The following is a 12,082-nucleotide window of genomic DNA, read 5'->3' as shown; positions in this document are numbered from 1 at the left end:
CGTTTGTCGACGCTTTTTTCGACCTTCCGGCTTGCGCGTTTTATCGAACATCCTTCAAAACACCCTCTTGGCAGCGTAGTAAAAAAAGGGGCCGGTGGGTATGCACGCAATACGCAGAACTCAGCGACAAGGCGTCGCCAGGAACGATTTTTGAGGAGTTAGTGGCCGTTCGATAAGAGAAACCTTTCCGGCTGAGCAGCCGGTGTTTTTCGGACCACTAAGCGTTAAAAGCCGCCACGTCTCTGGCCAAGCATCTCCACAGTGCGCGGAAAATCTCCGCCAACTTCCCTCCATGCCCCGTCCCGCATAGGCGTCGCACCTGGTGTCATCATTTCGACACACGGCCCGCTCAGGATCGAACGCTCCGCGACAAACTTTGAGGGCACAGGCCATGCCGGAACTTTCGTACCCGCAACAGGACGCTGCAAGTGGAAAGGGGCGCAATCTCGGCCTCATCATTTTCCTGGTTGTGATCGCTGTGGGTGCCATTTATTGCGCCACGCATTTGCTGGACGACTTGCAGTCGGTTCACGAAGTCTCCGTTCTGCCTTATTTCCTGCTCGCCATCGCACTCCTGATCGCACTCGGTTTCGAGTTCGTCAACGGCTTTCATGACACCGCGAATGCAGTCGCCACTGTGATTTACACACACTCGCTCGCACCCAACATTGCGGTGGTCTGGTCAGGCGCATGGAATTTCCTCGGCGTGCTGACTTCAACCGGTGCGGTGGCGTTCGGCATCCTGCAACTGCTGCCTGTCGAGTTGATCTTGCAAGTGGGCAGCAGCGCCGGCTTTGCGATGGTCTTCGCGCTGCTGATCGCCGCGATCATCTGGAATCTCGGCACCTGGTATTTCGGACTGCCGTCGTCGAGCTCGCATACGCTAATCGGCTCGATTATCGGCGTGGGCCTGATGAATCAACTGGTGCATGGCGCGTCCGGCACCAGCGGCGTCGATTGGAACCAGGCGCTCGGCGTCGGCAAGTCGTTGCTGTTTTCGCCGCTGGTCGGCTTTCTGGCGTCCGGTTTGCTGCTGCTGATCCTGAAGGCTGTGGTGCGCATTCCGGCCTTGTATACCGAGCCGAAGGGCAAGGAACCCCCACCGTTCTGGATTCGCTGCCTGCTGATTCTGACCTGCACGGGCGTTTCATTCGCGCACGGTTCGAACGACGGCCAGAAAGGCATGGGCCTCATCATGCTGATCCTGATCGGCACGGTGCCGACGGCGTACGCGTTGAACAAGGCGGTTACGCCAGCCGAAACGCAGACCTTCCTCGCGGTCTCGCAGCAAGTCTCGGCGACGCTCGGCAAGTACACCAACGGCGCGGCGCCTTCCGCGAATCCGCGCGCCGATGTGGAAGCCTATGTACGCACCCGCCAATTGACGCCCGCGACGTTGCCGGCCTTGCAGCAACTGGTCGGTCTGATTGGCCAGCAAGTCGGCGCATCGGGATCGATGGCGGCCGTGCCGCAAAGCATCGTCGATAACGTGCGCAACAATATGTATGTCGCATCCGAAGCGATCCGTCTGATGGACAAGGCCAAACAACCCGCCTTCTCCGCGGACGACGCCAAGGCCGTCAAGAACTTCAAGGTCCAAACCGATCACGCCACGAAGTTCATCCCGACGTGGGTCAAGGTTGCGGTCGCAATCGCGCTTGGTCTGGGCACGATGGTGGGCTGGAAACGCATCGTCGTAACGGTCGGCGAGAAAATCGGCAAGCAGCATCTGACCTATGGCCAGGGGGCATCGGCTGAACTGGTGGCCATGCTGACGATCGGCGCGGCCGATGTGTACGGCTTGCCGGTTTCGACAACGCACGTGCTGTCGTCGGGCGTGGCCGGAACCATGGCGGCCAACGGCTCCGGCTTGCAGTGGGCCACCGTGCGCAGCCTGATCCTCGCGTGGGTGCTGACGCTGCCGGTTTCTATCGCCCTGGCCGCGGGCTTGTACTGGTTGTTCCGCATGGTGTTCTAAGCCGCCGGTGCCGGTCAGGCGCTCGACCCTCGGACGCGATGGCGAAATCGCCATGCAGCATTACGCGTTCCTGATCAGCGACGGTGCGGGCGAAACTTATCCGTACAACGGTGGCCGCGGCGTGTATTTCGACGATCCCGACGGCCACCTGCTCGAAGTCGTGACGCGCCCCTACAAAATTGGCGCGCAGGAGCTTTTTCCGTTTTCGCCGCTCCGGCAATCAATACACTTCCGGCACGATCATCGATTGCGGCACCGGCTGGCGGCTGTATTCGTCGTTGTACACCCGTGCCGGCAGCTCGATAGTCGGGTGCTCGATCTCGTGATACGGCACCTGGCTCAGCAGATGATGAATGCAGTTCAGCCGTGCACGCTTCTTGTCGACCGCCTGCACGATCCACCACGGCGCTTCGGGAATGTGCGAGCGTTGCAGCATGACTTCCTTGGCCTGCGTATAGGCTTCCCAACGGCGCCGGCTTTCCAGATCCATCGGGCTCAGTTTCCACTGCTTGAGCGGATCGTGGATGCGGTTCTGAAAGCGGATTTCCTGCTCTTCGTCGGTGATCGAAAACCAGTATTTGAGTATCTGCACACCGCTTCTCACGAGCATCTTTTCGAATTCCGGCACCGAGCGGAAAAATTCCTCGTACTCTTCGTCGCTGCAAAAATTCATCACGCGCTCGACGCCTGCGCGGTTGTACCAGCTGCGATCGAACAGCACCATTTCGCCGCCTGCCGGCAGATGCGAGACGTAGCGCTGGAAATACCACTGCGTACGTTCGCGGTTATTCGGCGCTGGCAGTGCTGCAACGCGGCACACGCGCGGGTTGAGCCGCTGTGTGATGCGTTTGATCGCGCCGCCCTTGCCGGCCGCATCGCGTCCTTCGAAAATCACCACGAGCCGATGACCGGTCTGCACGATCCAGTCCTGCAGCTTGACGAGCTCGCCCTGCAGCCGGAACAACTCGCGGAAGTACATCTTGCGCGCCTCGCGATGCTCGGGCGTGAAGCCGTCCGCGCCGTCGAGAATGCGGTCGTCGACCTCCATTTCGAGCTCCTCGTCGTATGCATCGATGAGGTCTTCCTCGAAACGGCGCTGCCGCTCTGCCAACAATTCGGCCTCGGGTCTCGAATCCAGCTCTTTCATCGCGGTTCTCCTGTGTCGACCAGAGTTGGCGCTTTAGCGCTTACTCTGGTCCCATAGCGCTTATGTCAACGGAAATGGGTAGGCGCGCGGCGCGAGCGCAGCGCGCACAAATGCGTCGATTATCGAAGCGCGAGGTGTCAGTCGTGTTACTGGGCGGGCGACCGCGCGCTTGCAGGACGTTTGCATCACGTTCGCATCGGGTTTGCACGATCCGCGCGCACCGGCGGCCTGCACGCCTTGCTGACAACCATGATAGCCAGTTTGTGCGCCCATCCGGCGCTAGCGCAGCGGCCTCGCGAAGCTCAGCTCGTGACCGTCCGGATCGGTAATGTGAAAATATCGCTCGCCCCACGGCGCATCGGACGGTTCGAGCGACGGCTTCAGCCCTGCCGCCAGCGCTTTCCGGTAGAGCGCGTCGACATCCGAGACATAGATGATGACGCGGCCCCACCAGTTGACCGGCGCACGCGCATCGACGATCAGATTCAGATACGACCCGCCGAACGCAAACGACGTAAACGCTTCCTGCGGACCGCCGAATTTCATCGGGAAACCGAGCGCTTCATAAAACCGCACTGCGCGCGGCATATCGCCGGTGGCGAGGGTGATGGCGCTGAGCGATTCGATGTGCGGTTCCGGCTTCACGGTCGCTGCAGTCGCTGCGACCGTGGTGGCGGGCGAGTTCATTATGGCTGTCTCCTTGGCATGGCAAACCCATGACGCACCGGGCGCCGAGATTCCCGCAGGCGCGGCGGCGCAGGCTGGCACGGGAAAGTGTCTCACAGGCAGCGTCTGCGCACCGAGGGTTGCGCCGCTCTTGAAAACCCACGCGACGCCCTGCATCTCCATTCCCGATCATCCGGAGCATCGCCATGGGAAGCCACCCTAGCTTCATCGATGACCTGTCGCGCGCCGCGTCCGACGCCCCCGGGCCACCAACACTCAATCCGTTATCCGACGACGCTCTGCTCGACGCCTATTCCCGCACCGTCATCAGCGCACTGGAACGCGTCCGGCAGGCCGTCGCCTTCATTTCCGTCGAACGCCAACTGCCCGGCGAAGCGGGTCGCCGCAACGCGCGCGGCGGCACCGGCTCCGGCTTCCTGTTCACGCCCGACGGCTACCTGCTCACCAACAGCCACGTCGTGCATGGCGCCACGCACATCGGCGTCACGCTCGCCGACGGCGCGAAATTCGATGCCGATCTGGTCGGCGACGACCCGGACAGCGATCTGGCCGTGCTGCGCATCGGCTCGCCCGAGCCCTTGCCGCACGTCGAACTCGGCGAATCGTCGAGGCTCAAGGTCGGACAGATTGCGATCGCGGTCGGTAATCCGCTCGGGCTCGCGCAAACCGTCACCACCGGCGTGGTGTCGGCGCTCGGCCGCTCGCTGCGGTCGATCTCGGGCCGCATGATCTACGACGTGATCCAGACCGATGCCGCGCTCAATCCGGGCAATTCGGGCGGTCCGCTGATCAATTCGGCGGGCCAGGTCATCGGCGTGAACACCGCGATCATCCCCGGCGCGCAGGCGATCTGCTTCGCCACCGCGATCGACACCGCCAAGTGGGTCATCATGCAGATCTTTGCGCACGGGCGCGTGCGGCGCGCGTACATCGGCGTGGCGGGGACGACGAAGCCACTGTCGCGCCGCACTCAGCGCTACTTCGGCTTGACGTCCGGGAGCGGCGTGCAGGTGATGGAAATCGTCAAAGGCAGCCCGGCCGCGCTCGGCGGCCTGCGCACCGACGATACGATCGTCGCGATCGACGCGCTCGCGGTGCAAGACGTCGATAGCCTGCAACGCACGCTCGATTCCTCGCGTATCGACAAGCCCGTCGACATAACGGTTTTGCGCGGTGCGCAGCGGCTCGAATTGACGTTGACGCCGGTCGAGCAGACCAGCTGATTCACCGCTTCCGCCGCAATAAAAAAGCCTCGCGCGAAATCAGCGCGAGGCTTTTTTGTTAAACGCGGCACGTCGCCACGACGCACCGTCCGGCTTAAATCAGTCGTTTACTGGATCACCCGCGTCACGCCACGGCCACGCGGATCGGCAGCGGCTTCCGGCGTATCGCCGTTGACTTTGATCGCCTGGATATCGCCGCTGAAATCCTGCCCCTTCAGCGTGTAGCCCTTGGCTTCGATCTGCTTGGCGAGTTCACCGTCGATCGGCTTGTACGGCTCCCAGAAGATCGTATTCGGCGGCAACAGCTGATGATGGAAACGCATCGCGCCGACCGCTTCAGCCAACGGCATGTTGAAGTCGTAAATGTTGTTGATCACCTGGAAGATCGACGTGAAGATGCGCGAGCCGCCCGGCGTGCCGATCACGAGCGACACCTTGCCGTCCTTGGTCAGGATGGTCGGGCTCATCGACGACAACGGACGCTTCTTCGGTTCGATCGAATTCGCGTCGCTACCCACCACGCCGAACATATTGGCAACGCCCGGCTTCGCGGAGAAGTCGTCCATCTCGTCGTTCAGCACGATGCCGGTACGGTCCGCCACCACGCCCGAGCCGAAGTAGCCATTGATCGTGTACGTGTTCGACACCGCGTTACCCCATTTGTCGACCACCGAGAAGTGCGTGGTTTCCGCTTTCTCCGGCATCGACGTGCCGAGGCCCGCCTGAATGGTCTTCGTGTCCGAAGGCGCGTTCAGATTGACTTCGCCGGCACGCTTGGCGATGTACGCGTCGTCGGTCAGTTGCGCGATCGGCACCTTGTAGAAGTCAGGATCGCCGAGATACTGCGCGCGATCGGCGAACACGCGCTTTTCGATTTCCGCGATCAGATGCACGTATTGCGGAGAATTGAGCGTGACGTCCTTGAAGTCGGGTGCAATGTCGGCCTTCATCTTCAGCAGTTGCACGAGACCGATACCGCCCGAGCTCGGCGGCGGTGCGGTGTAGACGCGATAACCGTTCCAGTCGGCCTGGATCGGCTGGCGCCACACCGCCTTGTACTGCTGCAGATCGGCCTTCGTAATCAGACCGTGACCGCGCATGGAAGCCGCGATCAGATCAGCCGTCTTGCCGCTGTAGAAGTCTTTCGCGCCTTGATCCGAAATGCGCGTCAGCACCGCGGCGAGATCGGGCTGCTTGAAGTTGACGCCCTGCTTCAGATTGCCGAAGTAGGTGTCGAAATTGGTCTTGCCGGCGAAGTCTTTCGCCGCCTCGTCGCGACGATCCTGCAGTTGCTGGCTGACTTCAAAGCCGTCGCGTGCATAGTGAATCGCCGGCGCGAGCACCTGCTTCCATTTGAGCTTGCCGAAGCGGCGTTGCGCCTGCCACATTCCGTCGACGGTGCCCGGCACGCCGACCGCGCGATAGCCGAACAGGCTCATCCCCTTGATGACTTCGCCCTTGTCGTCGAGGTACATGTTCTTGGTGGCCGCCAGCGGCGCTCGCTCACGATAATCGAGGAAGTACGGCTTACCGTCGACATACAGCGTCATGAAACCGCCGCCGCCGATATTGCCCGCTTCCGGATACGTCACGGCAAGCGTGAAGGCAATCGCGACCGCCGCATCGACGGCATTGCCGCCTTCCTTGAAGATCTGCTCAGCAGCGTCGGCACTGTATTTGTCGGCGACCGCAATGGCGGAAGCTGTGAGAACGGCCGGTTGAGTTTTCGCGGGCGGCTTCGCGACTGCGGGCGTGGCCTCGAGAAAACCGGTGGAAACGGAGACGAGTGCAACCAGCGCGAACCCGCTGGCGGACGACTTGGCGTTGCGGAACAACCTCATTGAATATCCCCCATGACGACTCTTTCATACGACAAATAAAAAGCTGTCTTGGGCTTATAACATGCGAACCGTCCCTTTGCGAAGCCGCAATATCCGTAGTGCGCATGCTGCGGCACACAAAAAGAGACGCACGGAAAGGTCAGGCCGGAGCGCTCAGCAGCGGCATGAGCGGTGCAGCACGCTGAGCGTTCAGGCACGGCCCCGGTTGCCGCGAGCGATTTCATCGCCGGCGCCTTGCGGCAACCGCGCAGTCACCGGAATCGACATGAACGAGAACAGGCCGACCACGAGGAACGCAGGCCAGAAGTCGGAGAAGACGATGGTCGAATGACCCTGTACGTTATGTGAGATTTGCAGCACGAGGCCTGCAATCGTCACGCCGAGCCCCAACGAAATCTGCTGGATCACGCTCGCGACACTCGTCGCGCGGCCGACATCGCGGCTCGGAATATCCGCATACGCCAAGGTGTTCAACGACGTGAACTGCAACGACGGAAAGAAGCCGCCGAACAGCACGACACACCAGATCAGCCAATGCGGCGTACCGGGAAAGAACAGTCCGTAGACCGCAATGGCGAGCCCAGCGCAGCCCGCGTTGAACATCAGCACCGTGCGGAAACCGAAGCGGCCAAGAATGCGCGACGCGGCCGCCTTCATGAAGATCGAGCCGAACGCGGACGCGCAAGTGATCGACCCGGACTTGAACGCAGTCATGCCCAGCCCTTCCTGCAACGCAAGCGGCAACAGAAACGGCACCGCCCCGAGGCCGATACGAAACAGCGAACCGCCCACCACGCTCGCGTGAAAACTTGGAATGCGCAGCAGCCGCAAATCGAGCACCGGCAATTCGACACGGCTCGCATACAACGCGTAAATCAGCAGCAGCACCAGGCCGAGCACGCACATGCAAATCGAAACCGCGTTCGACACCAGCTCGCCGCCCACCAGCGACAAGCCCAGCATGAACAGCGACGCCCCGCTCGCGGACAGCACGAAACCGGTCCAGTCGAGCCGCCCAGGATGCGCTTCGCGCACGTTCGCGATGTGCTTGTTCGCGAGCCAGATGCCGAGCAGGCCAATCGGAATGTTGACGAAGAAGATCAGACGCCAGTGCAGATACGTCGTGATGAAGCCGCCGAGTGGCGGTCCGACCACCGGCCCGAGCAGCGCGGGCACCGTCAGATAGTTGACCGCGCGAATGAAGTCCGACTTCGGCACCGAGCGGAAAATGATGATGCGCCCGACCGGCACCATCATCGCGCCGCCGATGCCCTGCACGAAGCGGGCAACCACGAAGGTGCCGAGCGACGTGGAAGCCGCGCACATCAGCGAGCCAGCCATGAAGATGCCGATTGCCGTGCGAAACACCGTGCGGGAACCGAAGCGGTCCGCGACCCAGCCGCAGATTGGAATGAAGACGCCGAGGCCGATGACATAAGCCGTCACGGCGAGCTTGAGGGTGATGGGATCCTGGCCGAGATCGCGCGCCAGAACCGGCAGCGACGTCACGATGACCGTGCCGTCCACGTTTTCCATGAACATCGCACACGCGACGATCAACGGAACAATGAAAGTGCCTAAAGCGAGAGGCATTGGCATGACGACGGAGGGCAAAGCCGTCGGCGTAAAGCCGCGATTATCGCATCGCATCGACAACAGATGTTGTTGAGCGGCGTGTTCAGGGAGCGAAAAGCAGGAACTTCAGACGCGCTCGTGAGCCGGCATACAGCCGGCATCACGATGCATGACAGCGTGCCTTACAGCGGCAATGATTCAGGAACGAGCCTTAGCGCGACGCGCTGACCAGCGGTTGGAGCTGCGGCAAAATCTCGGTGCCCGCACGTGCGACGTCGTTCGGGAAGTCGATTTCGATCCACGGCGCGCCGGTCACGTCAGCCGTATCGAACACCTGGCTGCGCTCCAGCAACAAGTCGCGCACGGCTTCTTCGTGCGGCATGTTGGCCCGGCCGCTATCGACATAACCGGCAACGATCTGCGCAAAGCGCCGGGCAGTTTCTTCGCGGAAGCGGAAGAACCCCACCGATTCGCCGATCGTGTCGTACTCGAGATTGACCGCGAGCTGCTTGCGCAATTCGACGGGCACGCCGTCCTTCAGGCACAGCTTGACGGGTTCGTCGCCGGCTTCGAAATCACGGTCGATCAACAGACGGTTAACCGTCTCGCCCGCCACCAGTGCGCTGAGAATGCGCTCGTCGTACAGCACGTCGGCGTCCATCAGCAGCACGTCGCCGCCGCGCGTCAACGCCTCGGCCACCGTATGCACGGTCAGCACGCTGCCCAGGTCGAAACGCGGATTCAACACGGTTTCCACCCGATGCGGCCAGTTGATCCGCTGCAGTTCCGCTTGCACCGACTCCGGCTGGAAACCGAGCGCCAGCACGACATCCGTCACGCCGGCCGTTTCAAGCATTTGCAGATGCCGTTCGAGCAGGCTCATGCCGTCGAACTGCAGCAGGCACTTCGGGAACTGCGCTTGCGGCGGTTGCTGGAGACGCAGGCCGAGGCCCGCTGCGAGGATGATGGCACGCATGCGCGGTCCTTTGAAAAAATACGGATTAATCGACAGCCGGCACGCGCGTCGTGGCGCGTCGCCGTTGCCAGCTTCGTTCGTTGAAGTGCAAAACCAGCAGACCCGGCAGGCCTAGCAGGATTTCGCGGGCGCGCTTGGCCAGCGACAAAGCCAGCGCCGCATCCGGCGGCAAACCGACCAGCGGCGCGAGCAGCAGATAACCGCCCTCCTGCACGCCAAGCGAGCCCGGGATCATGAACGCCGCGCCGCGGATCGCCTGCCCGAGGCTTTCCAGCAGCAACGCATCGACCCAGTCGACCGGATGGCCGAGAAAGCGCAGTGCGAGCCACACCTCGACCGTGCCGACGATCCAGCCCAGCAGGCTCAGCGCGAAACTGATCGCGACGCTGCGGCGTTCGCGGTAGATCGCCTGCACGGCGGCGTCGACGGCCTCGGCGCGCGTCATGAGCGCTGACCAGTCGCGCTTGCCGAACATCTTCGAGACGACGCCCAGCAAACGGCCGAACAAGCCGCGCCGCTGCGCGTAGTAGAAGCCCGCGATCAGCGCGGCCAGCACGCCGGTGGCGATCAGCGTCGCGGTTCGCAGATCGTGCAGCGCGCCGTGCGCGGCGTAGGCGCCGAACAGCAGCAGCCCTAGCAGTGCGAAAACGATTTGCGCGAGCGCCTGTGCGGTCGTGCTGACGGTGATCGCGGCCGCCGCATCGCGCATGCGCATGCCGCGCTGCGAGAGTTGCCGCACCATCACGACCGGACCGCCGATCTGGCCGGCCGGCAACAGGCTATTGACCGATTCGCCGATCCAGCGCGCGAACAGCGCGTCGCGCAGCGTCAGATCGTGATGCACGTCGTCGCGATGGCGCTGGAACAGGAACGCGATAGCGCCGGCGTCGAGCACCAGCGGAACGAGATGGAACGCCGCGACAAGCGCGAGACCCCAGCCCGCTGCGAGCAGCGTCGAGGCGACGGAACCGAAACCCTGCCATGCGAGCAAGCCGACAAAAAGCGCCGTCCCGACCGACAGCAGAATCAGGGCCACGCGCGTCATGCGTGGTCCTTGCCGCGTCTGGCCATCTGACGGAAAACCTGACGGAAACCGAAGTACGCGATCGCGTCCTTCATGTTCGAGATGAAACGGCGCCACGGCCGCATGTTCGGGTCGGTGACGTATTCGAAAGTCAGCGACACGCGCATTTCATTTGCGCCGGCCGGCGTGACCCGATGACGCAATTTGTCGCCGTCGAAGAACACCAGACCGCCCGGCGGGATCTGCACTGAGCCCGGCTGATCCGGCACATCCGGATTGCGCGTATGCAATTCGTAGTCGAGCCGGCACGACGATTCGTCGATCACGCCGAGCAGCAGCGTGTAGCGGCGGCCGTCATAGTACGACGTGTCGTAGTGCCAGCCGATGTGATCGCCGGCGCGGGTGTAGTAGTACAGCGCGTATGCGTGCGGATCGTCCGCGGGCGACACTTGCAGCTTATCGCCGTTCAGTTGCTCGAGCCAGCCGATCAACTCTTTCGAACGGTATAGCTCGGCGATGAACGGCGCGAGGCGGTCGATGGTATGACGGCTCACGCTCCCGCCCTGCTTGTGACCCGGCAGATAGTTGCGGTTCACCTCGTCGAGAAGCCTGCGGGCGCTCTGGACGAGCTGGACGGTGACTTCAGGCGCGAGGAAGTCTTCCAGATACAGGAACGCGTCCTGATCGGCGAAATCCTTGCGCAGACGCGGATTGTCGAACGTGCGCGTGCGGCTTGCGACCGCACGGTCGGCATCGGGTGCGGTGATGCTCGGAGACGAGCCTGGCGAACGTTCTAAAGAAATTGGCGAGATCACGTCTTCTTCGGCGTGCGTACTCATTCGCTAGCCCACACTTGACTGGTTTTAGAAGCTTCAGACGCGCCGGTGGCAGTCGCCGCCAGACGAGCGGCCCGGCGCGTGGTGCGCCAGAAGTCGACAACCACCCAGATCGCAAAGAGCGGCGCGCCGATCGACGCTGCCACGATAAATGGCGTCACGGCACTTGTCAGTGTGACAATTGGCAGCAGATACAGCACGTCTTCGGTTTCGAAACCGCCGACCGATGCCTGCCTGGTGCCCGCTTTGCCCGCCATTTCCTCGATGCGCATGCGCAGGAAGAAAATCAACGCGACCGCGACGCCGGCAACGGCGCCCAGCAGACCCGGCGCTACTGCCAGCGCGCCGGAGTGCGCTACCCCGACACCCATGCCCATGCCCATGCCGACGAACAACATTACCGTCACGATGGCATCGCACGCGAGGTCGTAAAAATGACCGATCCGGCTCGACTTGCCGCCGATGCGCGCGAGTTCGCCGTCCGTATGATCGACGAAGTTCGACAGCACGATCAGGAAAGCACCCGCATTGGCCCACGCAAAGCCGCCATGAGCCAGGCACAGCGTACCGGCAACGCCGATCAGCAAGCGTAGCGTGGTGAGGTGATTCGGTGTGACCCACGTGTCCACGAGCGGGGTCACGAGCCGGCGAGCAAGCCGCGCGTCCCATGTTCTGGGCGGCGGAACGCTCATAGGAGTTTTCTGTTGCGAATTCATAATCCGGAAATATATACGGGATTTTGAAAGCTTGCTTTCTCCCTACACGTTTCCCGGAGACCCATTCGTTACCGCAATG

At 62.3% G+C, this 12,082-nt stretch carries 10 protein-coding genes and 1 pseudogene; 3 read left to right on the top strand and 8 right to left on the bottom strand.

Features of this window, described 5'->3' with window-relative positions:
- Positions 1-391 precede the first annotated feature (391 nt).
- Both WN982_RS22915 and WN982_RS22910 read left to right on the top strand, forming a co-directional pair.
- Positions 392-1,978 (top strand): inorganic phosphate transporter, encoded by a 1,587-nt coding sequence (locus tag WN982_RS22915; protein ID WP_341317977.1) that lies wholly within the window; start codon positions 392-394, stop codon positions 1,976-1,978.
- 34 nt (positions 1,979-2,012) lie between these two features.
- Positions 2,013-2,165, top strand: a pseudogene (locus WN982_RS22910) (VOC family protein); the annotation flags it as partial.
- Between the two features lie 33 nt (positions 2,166-2,198).
- On the opposite strand, the gene ppk2 reads toward WN982_RS22910, so the two are convergent.
- Together ppk2 and WN982_RS22900 are read right to left on the bottom strand one after the other, a co-directional pair.
- Positions 2,199-3,125 carry a polyphosphate kinase 2 gene (gene ppk2, locus WN982_RS22905; protein ID WP_341317976.1) on the bottom strand — a complete coding sequence of 309 codons (927 nt, stop codon included), beginning with the start codon at positions 3,123-3,125 and terminating at the stop codon, positions 2,199-2,201.
- Between the two features lie 279 nt (positions 3,126-3,404).
- Positions 3,405-3,812 carry a VOC family protein gene (locus tag WN982_RS22900; RefSeq protein ID WP_341317975.1) on the bottom strand — a complete coding sequence of 136 codons (408 nt, stop codon included), beginning with the start codon at positions 3,810-3,812 and terminating at the stop codon, positions 3,405-3,407.
- Positions 3,813-3,997: 185 nt separating this feature from the next.
- On the opposite strand from WN982_RS22900, the gene WN982_RS22895 reads away from it, so the two are divergent.
- A complete protein-coding gene (locus WN982_RS22895; protein ID WP_341317974.1) occupies positions 3,998-5,035 on the top strand; it encodes a trypsin-like peptidase domain-containing protein in 1,038 nt (345 codons plus the stop codon).
- 107 nt (positions 5,036-5,142) lie between these two features.
- On the opposite strand, the gene ggt is transcribed toward WN982_RS22895, so the two are convergent.
- From ggt to WN982_RS22865, 6 genes are all read right to left on the bottom strand, one after another.
- On the bottom strand, positions 5,143-6,876 hold the full coding sequence (gene ggt / locus WN982_RS22890) for a gamma-glutamyltransferase (RefSeq protein ID WP_341317973.1): 1,734 nt from the start codon (positions 6,874-6,876) through the stop codon (positions 5,143-5,145).
- A gap of 189 nt (positions 6,877-7,065) precedes the next feature.
- The gene (locus WN982_RS22885; protein WP_341317972.1) at positions 7,066-8,469 is read right to left on the bottom strand and encodes an MFS transporter; all 1,404 of its coding nucleotides are present in this window, start codon (positions 8,467-8,469) and stop codon (positions 7,066-7,068) included.
- 193 nt (positions 8,470-8,662) lie between these two features.
- Positions 8,663-9,427: a phosphocholine cytidylyltransferase family protein gene (locus WN982_RS22880; RefSeq protein ID WP_341317971.1), complete on the bottom strand. Its 765-nt coding sequence runs from the start codon at positions 9,425-9,427 to the stop codon at positions 8,663-8,665.
- Between the two features lie 25 nt (positions 9,428-9,452).
- Complete coding sequence (locus WN982_RS22875; RefSeq protein ID WP_341317970.1) at positions 9,453-10,472, bottom strand: flippase-like domain-containing protein; 1,020 nt, start codon at positions 10,470-10,472, stop codon at positions 9,453-9,455.
- Positions 10,469-11,290: a 2OG-Fe(II) oxygenase gene (locus WN982_RS22870; RefSeq protein WP_341317969.1), complete on the bottom strand. Its 822-nt coding sequence runs from the start codon at positions 11,288-11,290 to the stop codon at positions 10,469-10,471. The genes WN982_RS22875 and WN982_RS22870 overlap by 4 nt, the downstream gene beginning before the upstream one ends.
- Positions 11,287-12,003, bottom strand: a complete 717-nt coding sequence (locus WN982_RS22865; RefSeq protein WP_341317968.1) for a CDP-alcohol phosphatidyltransferase family protein — start codon at positions 12,001-12,003, stop codon at positions 11,287-11,289. Before WN982_RS22865 ends, WN982_RS22870 begins: the two co-directional genes overlap by 4 nt.
- Between the last annotated feature and the right edge of the window lie 79 nt (positions 12,004-12,082).

It is taken from the genome of Paraburkholderia sp. IMGN_8, assembly GCF_038050405.1.
Lineage (GTDB): Bacteria > Pseudomonadota > Gammaproteobacteria > Burkholderiales > Burkholderiaceae > Paraburkholderia.
This window is presented reverse-complemented; position numbering and strand designations above follow the sequence as displayed.